Genomic DNA, 20388 nt, shown 5'->3' with positions numbered 1-20388 from the left:
ATGGCGTACTGGCTGGTGAAATCCGAACCATCGGTGTGGTCCTGGGACCAGCAGGTGGCGAAAGGCGCCAAGGGCGAAGCCTGGACCGGCGTGCGCAATTACACCGCGCGCCAGAACCTCGTCGCCATGAAGAAGGGCGACAAGGCGTTCTTCTATCATTCCAACGAGGGCAAGGAGATCGTCGGCATCGCGGAGATTATCAAGGAAGCCTACCCCGATCCGACCGACAAGACCGAGAAATTCGTCTGCGTCGACATCAAGGCCGACAAGCCGTTGAAGATTCCGGTGACGATGGCCGCGATCAAGGCCGAGAAGAAACTCGCCGACATGGCGCTGGTGAAATATTCGCGCCTTTCGGTGCAGCCGGTGACGGCCGAGGAATGGAAGCTCGTCTGCAAGATGGGCGGGATGTAGGCTTGGGTGCTGTAGCCCGGATGAGCGAAGCGATATCCGGGACTACTGCTGCGATCCCGCATGTCGCTACGCTCATCCGGGCTACGACATCGGAGCTTGTTTCTCCGGCAGCGCAAATATCTCGCATGGCGCGGCGATGCCCCGCAGCGAATGCGATCCGAGCGCGATCAGAGGCATGTCGGTTTCCGCGGCGAGCGCGCCCGACACCAGCACGGTTCTGCCGAGCGGCTTGCACAATCCTTCGAGCCGGCTGGCGAGATTGACGGCGGGACCGATTGCGGTGAAATCCAGCCGATTGGCGGCACCGATATTGCCCCATAGCATCTCGCCGAGATGCAGCGCCGCGCCGAACGCGAGCGGCGGCAGACCTTGAGCACGGCGCTCCGCGTTGAGATACACCATCCCGGCTTCGGCTGCGCGCGCGGCACGCAGAGCTGCATCGGACGCTTGGCGCGGTGACGGCCTGACCACCGGAAAGATCGCGAGCACACCGTCGCCGATGAATTTCAGCACCTCGCCGCCGAAGGCGTGGACCGCGCCGGCGATGCGATCGAACCAGGCATCGAGCGCCGCGATGACCTCGGCAGGCGGATTGGTTTCCGACAGGAGCGTGAAGTTGCGCAAATCGGCATAGAGCAGCGCGGCCTGTATGGTCTCGCCGAGGTCGCGCCGCAGGGGTGCCGCCAGCACCCGCTCCGCACTGCGCTTGCCGAGATAGGCATCCAGCGTCGCGCGCAACGTTGCACGCGCGGCAAGTACGGCAAGGGGTGTGGCGGCAAAGCGCGCGGCCTGGCGCAATTGCTCGGTCTCGTCCGCGGTGAACGGACGCGGCCCGATCCAGCCGAGCAACGGCCCGTCGGGCCGTCCGACCAAATCTTCGTGCACTTCACCCTCCGCGATGTCGCGCAGCCAGCGGCGGCCGGCATCGTTGGGCGGGTCGGGCGCGAGGCCGCCTGGTGCGAAGCCGAGCGCTTCGATCACCCGGCCGTTCTCCGCGCGCCACAACCAGGTCCGTTTCGCGATCAGCGGATGTGGCACCTCCAGCGTCAGGCTGCCCGCCGCAAGCGGCACGCCATCGGCGACCAGATGTGCGCCAAGGTCCGCGAGCAGGCGGTCGGCGCCGGCGCTATCGGCGGCGGCATCGACAAGCCAGGCGAGTGTCGGCGAGAGGTGCATGGCCCGATCATGACGAAGGCAGGCGGTCTTTGTCACGGGCAATCCTTGACGGGCCGCTCGAGCGCCGCCATGTCCCAGTGTCAGCCCAGGGGTGATCGTCGATGACCGAACCGTTCATAGTGCGACGCGAGACCCAGATCGCGGCCCCACGCGCCACCGTTTTCGCCTACCTGACCGACCCCGAGAAGATTTTGAGCTGGATGGGTTCCGACGCGACCACGGAGCCACATCCCGGCGGGCTGTATCTGCTCAAAGGCATCGGCCCCCGCGGCGGCGTTGCCCGCGGCGCATTCCGCGAAGTCGTGCCGGTGCATCGGCTCGCCTACACGTTTGGATGGGAGGGCGGCCAGGAAGTGCCGCCCGGCTCAAGCCTGATCGAGATCGACCTGATCGAACGCGACGGCGGCACATTGCTGCGCATGACCCATAGCGGGCTGCCGACCGAGGAACAGGCGGCCGCCCACGCGACGGGATGGGCGCACTATCTGGGACGGCTCACGGCGGCAGCCGCGGGCGGCGATCCCGGTCCCGACAACGGCGTTTCCAACAAGGCGTAACGACGCCGAGGTCAGACCGCCGCGGTCGCCACCACCTGCTGCAAAAGCTGCTCGCGCCTGGCCTGCGAGCGCTGGCCCTTCATGGTCGCGGCGAAGCGTTCCAGGATGCCGTCCTCGAACGCGGTGACGATGGTATCGTGAACATAGCTCTTGCGGCAGATCGCCGGCGTGTTGGAGAGCTGGTCGGCAGCGCCGCGGATCGCCTCCAGCACCTGCTTCTTGCGGCCGCGCTGGCTGGTCGCCGGCGTGATCCGCGACAGCGATTCCACGACGACGGCAGAGGCCATCAGCGTGCGGAAATCCTTCAGCGAGATCTTGATGCCGGCGATCTCGCGCAGAAACGCGTTCACCTGCGTGGTGCTGACCGCGCGCACGATGCCATAGGGATCGCGATACTGGAACATGCGCTTGCCGGGAACGCCCTGCAAGATCCCGATGGCGCGCACGAGCTTGGCCGCGTCGCACTCCTTGCGCACCGCCTTGCCGCCCTTCGCCTTGAAGGTCAGCACGAAGCTGTCGTCTTCCAGCGAGACGTTGGACTTCAGCAGCGTGGTGGCGCCGCGGGTGCCGTTGAGACGGGCATAGGATTCGTTGCCGGGGCGGATCGCGGTGCGCGCGATCAATTCGATGACGGCGGAGAGCGCGAACTCGCGGGTCGGCTCGTCGCCCGACAGGAACGCCGAGACCTTGCGCCGGATCTTGGGCAGCGCGCCGACGAGCTTTTCCAGGCGATGCGCCTTGCGTTGCTCGCGGACCTTCTCCCAATCGGCGTGATAGCGATATTGCAGCCGGCCCGCGGCATCGCGTCCCACTGCCTGGAGATGCGTGCTCGGATCGGCCGAGTAGCGCACCTCGCGATAGGCCGGCGGCACCGCCATCGAATGCAGCCGCCGAATGGTGCGGGCATCGCGGATGTGGACGCCGTTAGGCCGCACGAACGAATAGCCCTTGCCGCGCCTGACGCGGCGGATGGTCAGCTCGTTCTGGTCGCCGAGCCGCAGGCCCAGTTCCTTGGCGAGGGCCTCGACCGTCGTCGACGGCGCCGCGTCGAACACTTTCTTCGGGCTGGGACGGCCGGAACCGGCCGGTTTCGGCCATTGTCCGAGGGCTTTGGCCAGCGCGATGGCTGCAGGATCGGCTGAAGCGGGCCGTATCGTCCCGAGATTCTGCTGATCCATCATAGTCTTATGCCTTAGCCCTGTCTGTTGTCGGTCAATGCCGCTGTTCTGATTTTTGTTCCAAGGGGTCTCGTTGGACCCGGGTTGGCCATTTAGGGTGTTCCGAACCGCATTGCGAGTCCCGAATCAGTGAGAGGCGGTTTCTAAATACCTCTGCTGAATGCATGGCGCTCTGCGCGGGCCCATTCCGAGCATCTGGGTGAAGACCCCAAAGCCGCCCGTCGCCCTGTTTCAAAACTGCGACAGTCGCACGAAACGGCTTGATCCTCCGCATGGCAGGCTGCTCGCCGAAGGTCCAGCTTGTGCACCTTGTCGGGTCCGGTTAGCCCGACGCATAATCGGTTCAACGATCAAGTCGGCTCGCCAGTGGTCCGTGCTCGGCTCGCCGTATGTGGAGGGAAACATGTCCGAGAAGATCTACGACGTCCCCGCAGAATGGGCGAAGCGCGCCTGGGTCGACCAGGCCAAGTACAAGGACATGTACGCCCGCTCGATCTCGGACCCGAACGGTTTCTGGGCGGAGCAGGCCAAGCGCATCGACTGGATGCACGCGCCGACCAGGATCGAGAACGTCTCCTTCGCGCCCGGCAACATCTCCATCAAATGGTTCGAGGACGGCGTTCTCAACGTCGCCCATAATTGCATCGACCGGCATCTCCACAATCGCGCCAACCAGACCGCGATCATCTGGGAAGGCGACGATCCCTCCCAATCCCGGCACATCACCTACAAGGAGCTGCACGACGAGGTCTGCCGGATGGCCAACATCCTGCGCACCCGGAACGTCAAGAAGGGCGACCGCGTCACCATCTACCTGCCGATGATTCCGGAGGCGGCCTACGCGATGCTGGCCTGCGCGCGGATCGGCGCGATTCACTCCGTGGTGTTCGCCGGCTTCTCGCCCGACAGCCTCGCCCAGCGCATCAACGACTGCCAGTCCAAGGTGATCATCACCGCCGATGAGGGCCTGCGCGGCGGCAAGAAGGTGCCGCTGAAGGCCAATGTCGACGCGGCGCTCGCCAAGGCAGACGGCGTCGACTGGGTCGTCGTGGTCAAGCGCACCGGCGGCGCGGTCGAAATGAATCCCTCGCGCGACCTCTGGTACCACGACGCCGCCAAGATGGTGACGACCGAGTGCCCGGTCGAGCACATGCACGCCGAGGATCCGCTGTTCATCCTCTACACCTCGGGCTCGACCGGCCAACCCAAGGGCGTGCTGCACACCTCCGCCGGCTATCTCGTGTTCGCCGCGATGACGCATCAATACGTCTTCGACTATCACGACGGCGACATCTACTGGTGCACCGCCGACGTCGGCTGGGTCACCGGCCACAGCTACATTCTCTACGGACCGCTCGCCAACGGCGCGACCACGCTGATGTTCGAAGGCGTGCCGAATTACCCGGATAATTCGCGATTCTGGAACGTCATCGACAAGCACAAGGTCAACATCTTCTACACCGCGCCGACCGCGATCCGCGCGCTGATGCGGAGCGGCGACGCGCCCGTGAAGAAGACCTCGCGCGCCAGCCTGCGCCTGCTCGGCTCGGTAGGCGAGCCGATCAATCCGGAAGCCTGGGAGTGGTATCACCGCGTCGTCGGCGACGACCGCTGCCCGATCGTCGATACGTGGTGGCAGACCGAGACCGGCGGCATTTTGATCACGCCGCTGCCCGGCGCCACGAAGCTCAAGCCGGGCTCGGCGACGCAGCCGTTCTTCGGCGTGGTGCCTGAGATCGTCGACGCCGACGGCAACGTGCTGGACGGCGAGACATCAGGCAATCTGTGCCTGACGCGGTCATGGCCGGGCCAGATGCGCACGGTCTATGGCGACCACGCCCGCTTCGAGCAGACTTATTTCTCGACCTACAAGGGCAAGTACTTCACCGGCGACGGCTGCCGGCGCGATGCGGACGGTTATTACTGGATCACCGGCCGCGTCGACGACGTCATCAACGTCTCCGGCCACCGCATGGGTACCGCCGAAGTCGAAAGCGCGCTGGTGGCGCATGAGAAGGTCTCGGAAGCCGCCGTGGTCGGTTACCCGCACGACATCAAGGGTCAGGGCATTTACGCATATGTGACCCTGATGGCCGGCATCGAGCCAACCGAGGATCTACGCAAGGAGCTCGTCACCTGGGTGCGCAAGGAGATCGGCCCGATCGCTGCGCCCGACCAGATCCAGTTCTCGCCCGGCCTGCCCAAGACCCGATCCGGCAAGATCATGCGCCGCATCCTACGCAAGATCGCCGAGGACGAACCGGGCAGCCTGGGCGACACCTCGACCCTGGCCGATCCCGGCGTGGTCGACGACCTCGTCAAGAACCGTCAGAACAAAAAGGCGGTCTGAGCCACATCGTCCTGTGCCCCGGACGCAGCGTAGCGCGCACTTCGCGGTGCGCTGCAGAGTCGGGGCCGATGCAACGGCAGACTCTGTGGCCTTCTAGATCCCGGCTCTGCGTCGCACCGCTTCGCGCTGCGCCGCGTCCGGGACACGAGATCGCATCCCCGCGTTAGCGCTCCCCCGAACAACGGCCGTTCACATCCTCACGCACTTGTCAGGCCGCGCCCCGGCGCCCGGGCATCTTTCCCGCCAAGTGTTGTTTTCAGGTCATTTACTTTGTTTCGAACATTTCCTTTGTTCCCCCTGCTGGCTGGCCCTTGGCGGCCGTGCGTGGAAACCATCCGGTTAACAGGCGCGGTTAAGAATGTCCCCTAACAAGGACTTGGCGAGCCGGCGATTGCCGGTTTTGCGTAATCTTGGACGGTCCGTTCGGGGCAAGGGGAAAATCGATGTCGATGAGGATTGCTGTGGCGCTGGCCGCCACCGTCGTGACTGGGGTCTTAACGTTGACGGCGGCGCAGGCGCGGCCGGAAATGGTGGGGACGAACCTGGCTGACTATTCGCCGGGCACCATCGTGGTCAAAACCAACGAGCGTCGGCTCTATCTCGTCCTCGATAGCGGCCACGCCGTGCGCTACCCGGTCGGCGTCGGCAAGTCCGGCAAGCAGTGGGCCGGCACCACCCGCATCGACGGCAAGTACCGCAATCCGGCCTGGGCGCCGCCCGCCGAGGTGAAGCGCGACAAGCCCAGCATCCCGGACGTCATCCCGGGCGGCTCGCCCCGCAATCCGATGGGCGTCGCGGCGATGACGCTGTCCGGCGGTGAATACGCGATCCACGGCACCAACGTGCCGGGCTCGATCGGCGGCTTCGTCTCCTATGGCTGCATCCGCATGCTCAACGACGACATCACCGATCTCTACAGCCGCGTCTCGGTCGGCACGACGGTGGTCGTGACGCGCTGATCGCCGGCATCAGGACGACACGGCAATAGCCGCGTCGTTCGACGCGGCTTTTTGTCACCAGAAGCGCCAGCTCCGCGCGCACCAGCCGTCGCGATGGCCGCCATTGTAGCTCCGCGCGTAACCGCCCGCGAGCAACGCCGCCGAGACATTGGTCGTGCGTTTGGTCGCGACGTCGGCGAGAACGCGACCATATTTGTCGGCACCGAGGTTGGTGATCGTCACGCCACCCTGTGCGAGCAGATCGCGCAATGCGCGGGCCGCGGCTTCGGCCTTGTCCAGTTCCTCCTGGCAGGATGCTTTCATCTCGGGTGCGTCGATGCCGCGCAGGCGAACGCGCACGATGAGATCGCGGCCGTCGCGCTGACGAACGCGTGCGAGAAAGGTGTCGCCGTCAATGGTGCGAACGACATCGACCGGCTCGCGACGATCGGGATGGCCGCCTTGCTGGAGCACAATCTCGGCGTCTCGTGATTGACCGTCGGTCACGTGAGGGAACTGCCAGTTCATCCCATGCCGGGACGTGAACACCACGGCCACCACGATTCCAACCACGAACATCCACGGCAACAGCCCTGAGAACCGGCGACCAAATGGCGAGCCGCTGTATGAAGGCCGATATGGATGGCTTGGATCGAAACGCGACATCCGCGCACGCTAGGGCTGAGTCGGGCAGTCCGGCAAGCGAGCCTCAAAAGACAAGCTTCAGAAGTCGGAAGCGATGCCCTTGCGCTCCCAATCGCCATAGCGGGTCGGTTCGGGTCCTTTTGGGCCCTGCAACTCCTTTGGCGCCGCCTCGCCGTCGTTCTTGGCTCGGGCTGCCGCAGCCTGACGGCGCGCTTCGGCCTCGGCCAGCGCGCGCTGGGCGGCCGGCGTAAGCTGCTTGCGGTCGGGAACGGGAGGCTGGTCACTCATAGGCGGCTTTCTAGCGCGGGACGGCCCGCGGCGCGACGCCCAATAACGCATTCCTGAAATTGCTCCGAAAGGGCTGAAAAACCCGGAAGCGATTCTTACATTTGGCATATTCGCGTGCCAGAGATCGCCTTCTCAAGGCATGCGCCCATTACGGCGAACTGCCGCTGCTCAGAACCTTGTTTCCGCATGCCTTCTCAACGTTTCGCTCCTCCATCCGAAGTGCCCGGTCTCGCGGCGCGGCGGATTGCCGCCGACATCGTCGACGGCGTGCTGCACAAGCACCGCACACTTGACGAGCAGCTCGACGGCAGCGGCGCCCATCCCGGACTGAAGACGCTCCCCGACCGCGACCGCGCGCTGATGCGCCGCCTGGTCGCCACCGTGCTGCGCCGGCTCGGCACGCTCGGCCATGTGCTGTCCCGCCTGCTCGACAAGGGCATTCCCTCCGACGCGCCGCGCGCGCAGAGCGCGCTGTTGATCGGCGCCGCCCAGATCCTCTGGATGGACGTGCCCGATCACGCGGCCGTCGATCTCTCCGTTCGCCTCGTGCAATCCGACCGGCGCGCCGCGCGCTATGCCGGCCTCGTCAACGCCGTGCTGCGCCGCTGCGCCCGCGAGGGCAAGGCGCTGGTGGACGAGGTTGCCGCGCAGTCGCTGGACCTGCCGCCCTGGATGGTCGCGCGCTGGAGCGCGCATTATGGCGAGACGGTCGCAAGGGACATGGCGCTCGCGCTCAGCCATGATCCGTCGCTGGATCTGACCGTGAAGTCGGACGCCGCGCAATGGGCGAGCCGGCTCCATGGCGAAGTGCTACCGACCGGATCGGTGCGCACGGTGCTGCACGGCGCGGTGACCATGCTTCCCGGCTTCGCCGAAGGACAATGGTGGGTGCAGGACGCCGCCGCTGCGTTGCCAGCCCGGCTGTTCGGCGACATCAAGGGCAAATCCATCGCCGATCTCTGCGCCGCTCCCGGCGGCAAGACCGCGCAACTGGCGCAGGCCGGCGCGCACGTCACCGCCATCGACCGCTCGCCTGCCCGGGTGGCACGGCTGCGCGAGAATCTGACGCGGTTGTCGCTGCAGGCCGAGACCGTCGTCGCCGACGCCGCGGAATGGGCCGGCCCTGCCGATGGCTTCGACGGCATCCTCATTGATGCGCCTTGCACATCGACCGGGACGATCCGCCGCCACCCCGATGTATCCTGGCTCCGGCAGGAATCCGACATCGCCGCAATGACCGCGCTCCAGCGGCGGCTGCTGCAAAAATCGGTCTCGCTACTCAAGCCCGGTGGGACGCTAGTTTATTGCACCTGTTCGCTGGAACCTGAAGAGGGCGAGCATGCGGTCGCCGCGCTGCTGACCGCGGAGCCCGGTCTTCGCCGGGTTCCGATCGATGCGTCCGAGGTGTCGGGGCTCAGCGAGATCATTACCGCCGAGGGCGATCTGCGCACCCTGCCCAGCCATCTGCCGAACGCCGATCCCAAGCTCGGCGGGCTCGACGGATTTTTCGCGGCCCGGCTCGTTAAATCCTGATTTTGCACTGGATTTTGCAAACACGGCACTGATTCGCGTCGTTCAAGGTGGTGTCGGCCGTCCGATTTTGGGATTAATAAGGATTCGTCGGAATCCTCTCCCCCATCAAGGCAAGGCGTGTCGGTCGCTCAACGCAGACGTATCTCGACGCTGGTGATGAACCGCTTCGCGCGGAACATGCTCGCGCGCGCGAGCGGCGGTTCCGTCGCCCTGTCGCGGGTTTGGCCCGGCCGCGCCGACCGGCTGATCATCGCGCCGCATGATCTACGCACCGCGGATGCGACCCGCGCCGCCGAGATCTATGCCGGCCGCTTCGTCTTCGCCGGCAAGATCGTCAATTGCCACGGCCGCTCGATCTTCGATCTCGAGCCGCCGTCGGAAGATTGGGAAGTTGCGCTGCTCGGCTTCGGCTGGCTGCGCCATTTGCGCGCCGCCGACACCGCGCTGACGCGCGCAAATGCGCGCTCGCTGATCGAGGACTGGATCGGCAACCCCGCCAGCAAGCGCCGTCCCGTCGCGCGACGCGCCGACGTGCTGGCGCGCCGCGTGATCTCCCTGCTGTCGCAGGCGCCGCTGGTGCTGAACGATACCGACAACAAATTCTATCGTCGGTATCTGCGCGCGCTGGCGCGCGAAATCCGCTTGCTGCGCTACACCATGGTCAACATCCCCGACGGAGTGCCGAAGCTCCAGGTGCTGATCGCGCTGTGCTATGCGGCGTTGTGCCTTGCCAACCAGGCAAGTCACATCCGCAGCACCTCGAAAAAGCTCTCGGATGAATTGCAGCGGCAGATCCTGCCCGACGGCGGCCATGTCTCGCGCAACCCGGGCGCGCTGATCGAGCTCTTGATCGACCTGTTGCCGCTGCGGCAGACCTTTGCCGCGCGCAACATCGCGCCGCCGCCCGCGCTGCTCAACGCGATCGACCGCATGATGCCGATGCTGCGCTTCTTCCGCCACGGCGACGGCAATTTCGCGCTGTTCAACGGCATGAGCGCGACCCCGTCGGACCTGCTCGCGACGCTGCTTGCCTATGACGACACCCACGGCGCGCCGATGTCGAACATGCCGCATACCGGTTTCCAGCGCCTCGATGCCGGCCAGACCACTTTGATCATCGACACGGGCCCGCCGCCGGCGGCCAGCGTCAGCCACGACGCCCATGCCGGCTGCCTGTCGTTCGAACTCTCCTCCGGCATCAGCCGCATCGTCACCAATTGCGGCATGCCGGCCACGGGCCGCGACAATTGGCGGCCGTTCGCACGCGGCACGGCGGCGCATTCGACGCTGACCTATCACGACACCTCGTCATGCCAGTTCGTGGAGATGTCGGCTATGAAGCGGCTCTTGCACGGCGCTCCGGTCACCAGCGGCCCCGTCGAGGTTGAGAGCTATCGCGAAATCGTGCAGAACGGCACCCTGCTCACGACGTCGCATGACGGTTACCTGACAAAATTCGGCGCGATCCACCGCCGCGTACTGATGATCGCCAATGACGGCGCGCGCATCGACGGCGAGGACACGTTGTCGCCGCCGCAAGGCGGGCGCTTCAAGGGTCCGGATGCCGATTTCGCGCTGCGATTCCATCTGCACCCGGCGGTGAAGGCGAGCCGGCTGTCCGACGCCCGCGGCGTCATGCTGGTGCTCCCGAATCGCGACGTCTGGACCTTCGAGGCGCTCGACGACAAGGTGGAGCTGGAGGACAGCGTATCCCTGGCCGGCAATGACGGCCCGCGCCGCACCGCGCAGATCGTGATCCGCCAGGACGCGCGGCAGGCGCCCTCGATCCGCTGGAGTTTTGTGCGCTCCACCGCCTCGCCGGCGGTCACGAATGCCCGCAGAAATGCACGGCGGGAGCCGGAACTTCCGCTGTAGACGCATGCGATTCGGCACCATCTGGTCGTTGTGATAGCGACCGAAAACTGCTATCGAGCCCTCGCTCGCGCGACTGGCGACCTTGGATGGAGCACCATCGGGAAGCGCGGGACACAGCTGCCGCGCGCCTGGGCATTACTCCTTCAGACAGAGGATCTTGCTCATGACTGACCATCCCCGCCGCGTCACCCGCGCACTTCTCTCCGTTTCCGACAAGACCGGCCTGATCGACTTCGCAAAGGCGCTTGCCGCGCACGATGTCGAGCTGATCTCGACCGGCGGCACCGCGAAGGCGATCGCCGCGGCCGGCCTCGAGGTGAAGGACGTGTCCGAGCTGACCGGCTTCCCCGAGATGATGGATGGCCGCGTGAAGACGCTGCATCCGAAGGTGCACGGCGGTCTGCTCGCGATCCGCGACAACAAGGACCATGCGGATGCGATGACGGCGCATGGGATCGCGCCGATCGATCTCCTCGTCGTCAATCTCTATCCGTTCGAGGCGACCGTCGACAAAGGCGCGGGCTTCGAGGATTGCATCGAGAACATCGACATCGGCGGCCCCGCGATGATCCGCGCCGCCGCGAAGAATCATGACGACGTCGCCGTCGTGGTCGAGGCGCAGGACTATCAGGCCGTGCTCGATGAGCTCGCCGCCAACAGCGGTGCAACCACGCTGAAGTTGCGCCGGCGCCTTGCCGCCAAGGCTTACGCGCGCACTGCCGCCTATGACGCCGCGATCTCGAACTGGTTCAATCGCCAGCTCGAGATCGACGCGCCCGATTTCCGTGCCTTCGGCGGCCGGCTGATCCAGTCACTGCGCTATGGCGAGAATCCGCACCAGACCGCGGCGTTCTATGCGACGCCCGACAAGCGGCCGGGCGTCTCGACCGCGCGGCAGCTCCAGGGCAAGGAGCTCTCCTACAACAACATCAACGACACGGATGCGGCCTATGAATGCATCGGCGAGTTCGACGCCAAGCGCACCGCAGCCTGCGTCATCGTCAAGCATGCCAATCCCTGCGGCGTCGCGGAGGGCTCCGACCTCGTCGGCGCCTACAGCAAGGCGCTGGCCTGCGATTCCACCTCGGCGTTCGGCGGCATCATCGCGATGAACCGCGCACTCGATGCTGACACCGCGCGCGAGATCACGAAAATCTTCACCGAGGTGATCATCGCGCCTGACGCTAGCGAGGAAGCGATCGCCATCATCGGCGCGCGCAAGAACCTTCGGCTTCTGCTCGCCGGCAGCCTGCCCGACCCGCGCGCGCCGGGCCTCACCGCCAAGACGGTGGCGGGCGGTCTCCTCGTGCAGAGCCGCGACAACGCCGTCGTCGACGACATGACCTTCAAGGTTGTCACGAAGCGCGCGCCCACTGATGCCGAGATGCGCGACCTGAAGTTTGCTTTCCGTGTCGCAAAACACGTCAAGTCCAACACCATCATCTACGCCAAGGATCTCGCGACCGTCGGCATCGGCGCCGGCCAGATGAGCCGGGTCGATTCAGCGCGGATCGCGGCACGCAAGGCTCAGGATGCGGCCGCCGAGCTGAAGCTCGCCGAACCGCTCACCAAGGGCTCGGTGGTGGCGTCGGATGCGTTCTTCCCGTTCGCCGACGGCATGCTCGCCTGCATCGAGGCCGGCGCCACCGCCGTGGTGCAGCCCGGCGGCTCCATGCGCGACGACGAAGTGATCAAGGCCGCCGACGAGCATGGCATCGCCATGGTGTTCACCGGCACGCGGCACTTCAGGCACTAGATCTGTCGTGTACTAAACTCTCGACGGGTCGTCCCGGCGAAGGTCGGGACCCATAGCCCAGGAAGTAGTTTGGTGTGCGGTACTGGCCGTGTCGCGGCAACGAGCAATCACGCGGTATGGGTCCCGGTCCCCGTGCGCAATTGCGCACTAGGCCGGGACGACGCTAATTTTCCCGCACCCGCATCAACAGCGCCAGACCCGCGACGAAGAACACCACCAGCACGGCCATGCCGGCCTTCTGGCTCGCCGTCACCGCGGTGATCACGCCGATCAGCAGCGGGCCGATGAAGGACGTCACTTTCCCCGTCAGTGCGAACAGACCGAAATACTGCGCGATGCGGTCCTTCGGTGCGAGACGGATCAGAAGCGTACGTGAGGCCGCTTGCAGCGGACCACCGGCCGCACCGATCAGGCAGCCCAGCACCAGATAAGCGCGCTCTGACGCGGCGGCGAACAATCCGCCGCCGGGCGCGGGCGGCGCGACCTTGATGAAGAGGATCGAATCCTTGTCGACCAGCAGGATCGCCGCCAGCGCCAGCAGCAGGACCAGCATGCTGCCGGCGATCACGCGCTTCGGCCCGAAGCGATCGTCCAGCTTGCCACCAAACCACGCGCCAAACGCGCCGGCGATCGCGAGCATGATGCCAAACGTGCCGATCTGGATCGTGTGCCAGCCGAACGTACCCGCGGCATAGATGCCGCCGAAGGCAAACAGCGACACCAGACCGTCGGTGTAGATCATGTTGGCGAGTAGAAACGCCGCAAGCGATTTCTGCTGCGGCAGCCCCTTGATCGATTGCTTCAGCTCCGACAGCCCCTCGTGCAGCGCCTCGCGCACCGGACGCTTCGCCGGATAGTCCGGCGTGAACAGGAACATCGGCGTCACGAAAACGATGAACCAAAGCCCGGTCAACGGTCCGGCGGCGCGGTCGCCCTGATGACTGACGGGATCGAGCCCGAACAGAGGCGTGAGACCGAGCAGCGTGCGACCGGTCTCGGGGTTCGCGGCGAGCAGGCCGAGCACGATGATCAGGCTGACGATGCCGCCGACATACCCCGTCGCCCAGCCGGTGCCGGAGAGCCGCCCGATGCGCTCCGGCGGCACCAGCGTCGGCATCATCGCATTGTTGAAGAGAGTGGCGAATTCCGCGCCAACGCTGGCGAGCGCGACCGCGGTGAGCAGCGGCGGAATGATCGAGGGATCGCCGGGCTTGCCGATCCACAGCGTGCAGGATGCCAGCACCAGCACTGCGCCGAATCCGGCGATCCACGGCTTCCTGCGGCCCGACGCATCGGCGATAGCCCCCAGCACCGGCGACATCAAGGCAATCGCGAGGCCCGCGGCAGCCATCGCAAAGCCCCACAACGATTGCCCGGTGGCGGGATTCGGCGCAATGCCGGTGGCGAAATAGGGCGCGAACACGAAGGTCGTGATCAGCGTAAAATAAGGCTGCGCGGCCCAGTCGAAGAAGATCCAGCTGACGACGGCGCTGCGCGGCGGATAGGTCCGCTGCGCGCCGGCGATCCGCGCATCCCGGGCGATCGTCGTCACTCCATAATCCTCATCACGAACAGTTTTGCCTCTGTCGGGGCAAACCGTATAGCATTGCAGCGCTGCATGTGAACTGCCCATGGCCATTGCGGAAGTTTGATGATGTCGTCTTTTTCGACACGGCGGACATTTTTCGCCTTCCTTGCCACTCTGGCGTTCGGACTTCCGACCGCGACCGCGCAGGATGCGCGGCGGGCCTATGTGCCGCCCGCGCTCGACACCGTGCACGCCGTTCCCGCCGAACACGGCATGGTAGTAGCGCAGGAGAAAATCTCCGCGCAGGTCGGCGCCGATATCCTGCGGCGCGGCGGCAATGCCGTCGATGCCGCGGTCGCGACCGGCTTTGCGATGGCCGTGACCTATCCGCGGGCCGGCAATATCGGCGGCGGCGGCTTCATGGTGATTCATTCCACCGAGCGCAACGAAGACATCACGATCGATTATCGCGAGACCGCGCCGGCTGCGACCACGCCGCAGATTTTCCTCGGCGCCGACGGCAAGCCCGATGCGGCGAAGTCGCGGGATTCTGCGCTCGGCGTCGGCGTGCCCGGCACCGTCGCGGGTCTTGCGCTCGCCCTGGAAAAATGTGGCTCGGGCCGGTTCACGCTGGCGCAACTGCTCGAGCCCGCGATCGTGCTCGCCCGCGACGGCTTCCTCGTCGGCGACGACATTGCCGACACGCTGCCGGGCTGGCACAAGCGGCTGGTGCGCTGGCCCTCCTCGGCCCGGATATTCTCGCGGCCTGATGGCACGCCGCTCAGCCAAGGCGACAGGCTGGTGCAGAGCGATCTCGCCGAAACGCTGTCGACTGTCGCCGTACAGGGCCCGCGCGGTTTTTATGAAGGGCCGGTCGCGGAAAAACTCGCCAAGGCCGTGACTGATGCGGGCGGCATCATGACGCCAGCGGATTTGAAATCCTATCAAGCGGTGATCCGCGCGCCGGTGCGCGGCACCTATCGCGGCTATGACATCGTGTCGATGCCGCTGCCGTCGTCGGGCGGCGTGGTGCTGGTGGAGACGCTCAATATTCTCGAAGGTTTTCAGCTCGCCGATCTGAAGCAGGGATCGCCGGCCTCGCTGCATCTGTTGATCGAGGCCATGAAGCGCGCCTATGCGGACCGGGCGCGCTATCTCGGCGATCCCGCCTTCGTCAACGCGCCGATCGGGACGCTCACCGGCAAGGACTATGCGGCCAAGCTGCGGGCAACCATCTCCGCGGATCGCGCCACGCCGTCGGAACAGCTCGTTTCCACTGCGACCTCACCGCATGAGGGCAGCAACACCACGCATTTTTCCGTCGTCGACGGCAGCGGCAACGCGGTCAGCAACACCTATACGCTGAACTTCAGCTACGGCGTCGGCCTCGTCGCCGACGGCACCGGCGTGCTGCTCAACAACGAGCTCGACGATTTCACCGCAGCGGTCGGCGCTTCCAATGCCTACGGCCTCGTCGGCTTCGAGGCCAATTTGCCCGGGCCGGGCAAGCGGCCGCTGTCCTCGATGTCGCCGACCATCGTCCTGAAGGGCGGCAAGCCGGTGCTGGTGACGGGCTCGCCGGGCGGCAGCCGCATCATCTCGGCCGTGCTCCAGGTGATCGTCAACGTCCTCGATTACAAGATGGACGTCGCGGCTGCCGTGGCCGCGCCGCGGCTGCATCACCAATGGTTGCCCGACGAGGTCCGGGTCGAGAGCGGCTTTCCCGATGATGTGCTGCTCGAGCTGAAGGCGATGGATCATCTCATCGTCACGCCGATGGGGCAGACATCGGCGAATTCGATCGCGGTGACCGCCAACGGGCCGCTCGGCGCGCCCGATCCACGCACCCGGGGCGCGGAAGCAGCGGGGCAGTAACTCTGTACTTGCATGGCGCGAAGGCCGGCGGCCGGCTTGCGCGCGCCCCCGCGCGTGCTACCACCGCCAGGCCAGAGAAACTGCCAAAGAAAACACTGTCGGGAATCGCGCATGACCACCGTTGATCCGAACCAGCGCATCGAACGCGCCGAGATCGAGGACACCAGCCTTCTTGCCTTCTATCGCGACATGAACGCGCCGGAGCGGCGGACGTTCTGGGCGTGCGCCGCAGGCTGGGCGCTCGACGGCATGGACTTCATGATCTATCCGCTGGTGATCGGCACCATCATCGCGCTGTGGAAGGTCGATGCGGGGTCGGCCGGGCTCGCCGGCACCGTGACGCTGCTGGCCTCCGCGATCGGCGGCTGGCTCGGCGGCTATCTCTCCGACCATATCGGCCGGGTCAGAACGCTCCAGATCACCATCATCTGGTTCTCGTTCTTCTCGCTGGTCTGCGCGGTCGTGCAGAATTTCGAACAGCTCCTGATCGCACGCGCGGTGCTGGGCCTCGGCTTCGGCGGGGAGTGGGCGGCGGGCGCCGTGCTGATGGGTGAAGCGATCCGGCCGCAATATCGCGGGCGTGCAGTCGGCTCGGTGCAGTCGGGCTGGGCCGTCGGCTGGGGCCTCGCGGTGCTGTCGCAGGCGATCCTGTTCTCGGCTTTGCCGGCGGAGACAGCGTGGCGCTGGATGTTCGTGATCGGCGCGTTGCCCGCGCTGCTGGTGTTCTACATCCGCCGCTCGGTGACCGAGCCGGAGATCGCGGCTGAGGCCCGCGCCAAGCAGGCCGCGAGCGGCAATCGCCCGGCGCTCTGGGAGATTTTCTCGGGCCCGATCCTGAAGACCACGATCCTGGCGTCGCTGATGGCCACGGGCTGCCAGGGCGGTTATTACGCCGTCACCTTCTGGGTGCCGCAGTTCTTGACCAAGGAGCGGCATCTGTCGATCGTCGGCTCGACCGGCTATCTCTCGACGCTGATCATCGGCTCCTTCATCGGCTATCTCACCGGCGCGTGGCTCGCCGACCGGATCGGACGGCGCAATCTCTTTCTGACCTTCTCGATCGGCGCGATAGCGGTTGTGCTGCTCTACACGCAGCTGCCGCTCACCAACGAGGTCCTGTGGGTGCTCGGCTTCCCGCTCGGCTTTTTCGCCTCGGGCTATTTCTCCGGCGTCGGCGCGTTCCTGACCGAGCTTTATCCAACGCGACTGCGCGGCTCGGGCCAGGGCTTTTGCTACAATTTCGGCCGCGGCATCGGCGCGCTGTTTCCGTTCCTGGTCGGAGCGCTATCGGCGACGACGTCGCTTGCGAATGCGATCGCCATCTTCGCGGTGGTGGCTTACGCGCTGTTCTTCATCGCCGCCTTCGCGCTCCCGGAGACGCGCGGGCGCGTGCTGCACGCGGACTGATGAAAGCTAACTATCGACCGACCTGATACGGCCCGCCCTTTTCGAGGGCGCGGCTGTACGCCGGCCGTGCATGAATGCGCTCCAGGAACGCCATCGCGTTGGGATGGCCGAGCTCCAGCCCGCCGCGCGCCTGGGCTGCCTCAAGCGGAAAGCTCATCTGAATGTCGGCGGCGGTGAACTCGTTGCCGGCGAACCACTCGCTCTTGCCGAGCTCGCCTTCCCAATAGTCCATGTGCTGCTTCAGCTGCGGATTGACCAGCGCAGTAAGCGCCTGGTTCGAGACCTTGCGCACCAGCGGGCGGAGCAACGCCGGCGCGCGCTTCGGCATCAGCGTGAACAGCAGCTTGAGCAGCAGCGGCTGCATCGCCGAGCCTTCCGCATAGTGCAGCCAGTAGGTGAAGCGCAGCCGCTCCGGCGTGTTCGGCGGCGGGACCAGCCGGCCGTTGCCATAGGTGGCGATGAGATATTCGATGATCGCGCCGGATTCGGCGATGGTGTTGCCGTTGTCCGTGATAACGGGCGACTTGCCGAGTGGATGGATGGCGCGGAGCTCCTTCGGCGCGCGCATGTCCGGCTGGCGCTGATAGCGCACGATCTCGTAAGGCACGCCCAACTCTTCGAGCAGCCACAGCACGCGCTGCGAGCGGGAATTGTTGAGGTGATGAACGGTCAGCATCGCGTGGTCCCCGGGGCTAGGCATGGTTCGATCGGCCGCGCGTTCGTGCCAGCCCGGGAACGCAATGTCGAGCCATCCGGTCGAGTATTTTAACCCGGGTATATTGACCTTAGCAATTTACCCGGGTATTAAAGCTGCCATCGCGACCAATATGGCAATGATTCCAATGCAGAAGACTTTCACCGCTTTCCAAGGGCATCGCCGTCTGGTCTCCGGGCCAGCAGGAGAGGTCGCGCTGGTCATCAAGAGGATGACGGAGCGGCCGGACGAGCCCATCATCATCTTCGAGGACGCCACGGGCAGATCGATCGACTTCGATCTGCGCGGCGGAGACCGGGAGGTGCTGGCGCGGCTGGCGAAGCTTGTGCCGCCCCCGGTTGAGGACACCGCATCGCCGAGCGAGCCGCGCGGTCGCGGCCGGCCGAAGCTCGGCGTGGTCGCGCGCGAGGTGACGCTGCTGCCGCGGCACTGGGAGTGGCTCAGCGCGCAAGCAGGCGGCGCCTCGGTCGCACTACGGAAACTTGTCGAAGAGGCGCGGCGTGCCAGCGGCGACAAGGACCGCGAGCGGCAGGCGCGCGATGCGGCCTATCACTTCATGTCGACCATGGCCGGCAATCTGCCGCAGTTCGAGGAAGCATCGCGCGCGCTGTTTGCGGATGACCGGCGGCGTTTCACCGGACTGATCGCAGATTGGCCCGCCGACATCCGCGACCACATTGTCAAGCTCGCCTACAGCGACCGCGCTTAGGTGCGCGCCTTCTCACAACCCCATCGACGGCCAGGCCACGCGCATTGCGCGTGGCGACGGTTTCGCAGGCCCTGAAAGGCCAATCCATGTCCGCAGCCAAGCCGCTCTGGAAAAGTTTTCTGCGCTTCCTCGCGCCGTTGATGCTGAGCAACGCGCTGCAATCACTGTTCGGCACCGTCAGCAACGTCTATCTCGGCCAGATGATCGGGATCGACGCGCTTGCATCGGTCTCGGTGTTCTTTCCGGTGATGTTCTTCCTTTTCGCCTTCGTCATGGGGCTGAGCACCGGCGCCACGGTGCTGATCGGCCAGGCCTATGGTGCGGGCGAGCAGGGCCGGATCAAGCTCATCGTCGGCACGACGCTCGCAATCGGCCTGCTGCTCTCGATTGCAATTGCACTGATCGGCGGCATCTTCAGCCGGCAATTGATGATGATGCTCGCAACGCCCGCAGACATTCTCGACCAGGCTAGCGCCTATGCCCGCATCATGCTGCTCACCATGCCGCTCGGCTTCGTCTTCCTGCTGATGACGGCGATGATCCGCGGCGTCGGTGACGCGCTGACGCCTTTGCTGGCGCTGGCCTTGTCGACCGCGATCGGCTTGATCCTGACGCCGATGCTGATCCGCGGGTCGTTCGGATTGCCGGCGGCCGGCATCACCAGCCCGGCCTGGGCGGCAGCGATCGCCAACGCGCTGACGCTGGTCGCGCTGGCGGCCTATCTGCTGCGGAGAAAACATGCCTTGGCACCGGACGCTGCACTGCTGCGCCATCTGCGGCTCAATCGTGTGGTGCTGGGACAGATCCTCGGCATTGGACTGCCGAGCGCGATCGGCATGGTGGTGATGGCGATCGCCGAGCTGGTGCTGCTCGGCCTCGTCAACGGCTTCGGCTCGAACGCCACCGCAGCCTATGGCGCGGTCAACCAGGTGATGGGCTACACGCAGTTCACGGCGATGTCGATTTCGATAGCAGTCTCCATCCTCGGCGCCCAAGCGGTCGGCCGCGGCGACAGAGCGGGGCTCGACGGCATCGTGCGCACCGGACTTGCGTTCAACATCGTCCTGACGGGCGGACTGGTGGCGCTGATCTATCTCGCGCCGCGCGCCGTGCTCGGCATCTTCATCACTGATGACACCGTGCTCGAGCTGGCGAAGAGCTTGCTCAACATCGCACTGTGGAGCTCGGTGCCGTTCGGCCTGGCGACGGTATTTTCCGGCGCGATGCGCGCTGCCGGCGTGGCACTGACGCCAATGCTGCTCGCGGTCTTCGCCATTATGGCGATCGAGCTGCCATCCGCAGTGATCCTGAGCCGCACGATTGGCCTTCAGGGTGTGTGGGCCGCCTATCCGATCGTGTTCTGCGCCATGTTCCTTTTGCAGATGGGCTATTACCTTCTGGTGTGGCGCAAGCGGACGATCCGGCGCCTGACCTGACCAAATCA

At 65.6% G+C, this 20388-nt stretch carries 17 protein-coding genes and 1 riboswitch; of the genes, 11 read left to right on the top strand and 6 right to left on the bottom strand.

The features are described from left to right. Complete coding sequence (locus IVB36_RS27500; RefSeq protein ID WP_026233864.1) at positions 1-414, top strand: EVE domain-containing protein; 414 nt, start codon at positions 1-3, stop codon at positions 412-414. Between the two features lie 81 nt (positions 415-495). Here IVB36_RS27500 and IVB36_RS27495 read toward each other — a convergent pair whose 3' ends face one another. Then, entirely contained in the window at positions 496-1590 is a 1095-nt protein-coding gene (locus IVB36_RS27495; protein WP_018459697.1) for an adenylate/guanylate cyclase domain-containing protein, read from the bottom strand. A gap of 101 nt (positions 1591-1691) precedes the next feature. Between IVB36_RS27495 and IVB36_RS27490 the strand changes: the two genes are divergently transcribed. After that, positions 1692-2147, top strand: coding sequence for an SRPBCC family protein (locus IVB36_RS27490; protein WP_018459696.1), 456 nt, complete (start codon positions 1692-1694; stop codon positions 2145-2147). An 11-nt stretch (positions 2148-2158) separates the two neighbouring features. On the opposite strand, the gene IVB36_RS27485 is transcribed toward IVB36_RS27490, so the two are convergent. Next, positions 2159-3328: a DNA topoisomerase IB gene (locus tag IVB36_RS27485; RefSeq protein ID WP_018459695.1), complete on the bottom strand. Its 1170-nt coding sequence runs from the start codon at positions 3326-3328 to the stop codon at positions 2159-2161. Positions 3329-3728: 400 nt separating this feature from the next. On the opposite strand from IVB36_RS27485, the gene acs reads away from it, so the two are divergent. Further along, positions 3729-5675, top strand: a complete 1947-nt coding sequence (acs, locus tag IVB36_RS27480) for an acetate--CoA ligase (protein WP_247295805.1) — start codon at positions 3729-3731, stop codon at positions 5673-5675. A 443-nt stretch (positions 5676-6118) separates the two neighbouring features. Then, complete coding sequence (locus IVB36_RS27475; protein WP_018459693.1) at positions 6119-6634, top strand: L,D-transpeptidase; 516 nt, start codon at positions 6119-6121, stop codon at positions 6632-6634. Between the two features lie 54 nt (positions 6635-6688). Here IVB36_RS27475 and IVB36_RS27470 read toward each other — a convergent pair whose 3' ends face one another. Then, the gene (locus IVB36_RS27470; protein ID WP_026233862.1) at positions 6689-7279 is read right to left on the bottom strand and encodes a thermonuclease family protein; all 591 of its coding nucleotides are present in this window, start codon (positions 7277-7279) and stop codon (positions 6689-6691) included. Between the two features lie 57 nt (positions 7280-7336). After that, positions 7337-7546: a DUF1674 domain-containing protein gene (locus tag IVB36_RS27465; protein ID WP_018459691.1), complete on the bottom strand. Its 210-nt coding sequence runs from the start codon at positions 7544-7546 to the stop codon at positions 7337-7339. Positions 7547-7732: 186 nt separating this feature from the next. On the opposite strand from IVB36_RS27465, the gene IVB36_RS27460 reads away from it, so the two are divergent. From IVB36_RS27460 to purH, 3 genes are all read left to right on the top strand, one after another. Then, positions 7733-9079, top strand: a complete 1347-nt coding sequence (locus IVB36_RS27460) for an RsmB/NOP family class I SAM-dependent RNA methyltransferase (RefSeq protein ID WP_026233861.1) — start codon at positions 7733-7735, stop codon at positions 9077-9079. A gap of 156 nt (positions 9080-9235) precedes the next feature. Further along, positions 9236-10954, top strand: a complete 1719-nt coding sequence (locus IVB36_RS27455; protein WP_026233860.1) for a heparinase II/III family protein — start codon at positions 9236-9238, stop codon at positions 10952-10954. A 59-nt stretch (positions 10955-11013) separates the two neighbouring features. Then, positions 11014-11095, top strand: a riboswitch (ZMP/ZTP riboswitch). A 22-nt stretch (positions 11096-11117) separates the two neighbouring features. Then, complete coding sequence (gene purH / locus IVB36_RS27450) at positions 11118-12710, top strand: bifunctional phosphoribosylaminoimidazolecarboxamide formyltransferase/IMP cyclohydrolase (protein ID WP_018459688.1); 1593 nt, start codon at positions 11118-11120, stop codon at positions 12708-12710. A 163-nt stretch (positions 12711-12873) separates the two neighbouring features. Here purH and IVB36_RS27445 read toward each other — a convergent pair whose 3' ends face one another. Then, positions 12874-14262 carry an MFS transporter gene (locus IVB36_RS27445; protein ID WP_018459687.1) on the bottom strand — a complete coding sequence of 463 codons (1389 nt, stop codon included), beginning with the start codon at positions 14260-14262 and terminating at the stop codon, positions 12874-12876. A gap of 99 nt (positions 14263-14361) precedes the next feature. On the opposite strand from IVB36_RS27445, the gene ggt reads away from it, so the two are divergent. Together ggt and IVB36_RS27435 are read left to right on the top strand one after the other, a co-directional pair. Next, a complete protein-coding gene (ggt, locus tag IVB36_RS27440) occupies positions 14362-16113 on the top strand; it encodes a gamma-glutamyltransferase (RefSeq protein ID WP_018459686.1) in 1752 nt (583 codons plus the stop codon). Between the two features lie 111 nt (positions 16114-16224). Further along, a complete protein-coding gene (locus tag IVB36_RS27435; RefSeq protein ID WP_018459685.1) occupies positions 16225-17520 on the top strand; it encodes an MFS transporter in 1296 nt (431 codons plus the stop codon). Positions 17521-17530: 10 nt separating this feature from the next. Here IVB36_RS27435 and IVB36_RS27430 read toward each other — a convergent pair whose 3' ends face one another. Continuing rightward, positions 17531-18196, bottom strand: a complete 666-nt coding sequence (locus tag IVB36_RS27430) for a glutathione S-transferase (protein ID WP_018459684.1) — start codon at positions 18194-18196, stop codon at positions 17531-17533. Between the two features lie 151 nt (positions 18197-18347). On the opposite strand from IVB36_RS27430, the gene IVB36_RS27425 reads away from it, so the two are divergent. Both IVB36_RS27425 and IVB36_RS27420 read left to right on the top strand, forming a co-directional pair. Continuing rightward, the gene (locus tag IVB36_RS27425) at positions 18348-18944 is read left to right on the top strand and encodes a DUF2239 family protein (RefSeq protein ID WP_018459683.1); all 597 of its coding nucleotides are present in this window, start codon (positions 18348-18350) and stop codon (positions 18942-18944) included. A gap of 86 nt (positions 18945-19030) precedes the next feature. After that, positions 19031-20380: an MATE family efflux transporter gene (locus IVB36_RS27420; RefSeq protein ID WP_026233859.1), complete on the top strand. Its 1350-nt coding sequence runs from the start codon at positions 19031-19033 to the stop codon at positions 20378-20380. Positions 20381-20388: the final 8 nt, after the last annotated feature.

This window comes from Bradyrhizobium sp. 35 (assembly GCF_023073215.1).
GTDB lineage: Bacteria > Pseudomonadota > Alphaproteobacteria > Rhizobiales > Xanthobacteraceae > Bradyrhizobium > Bradyrhizobium canariense_D.
This window is presented reverse-complemented; position numbering and strand designations above follow the sequence as displayed.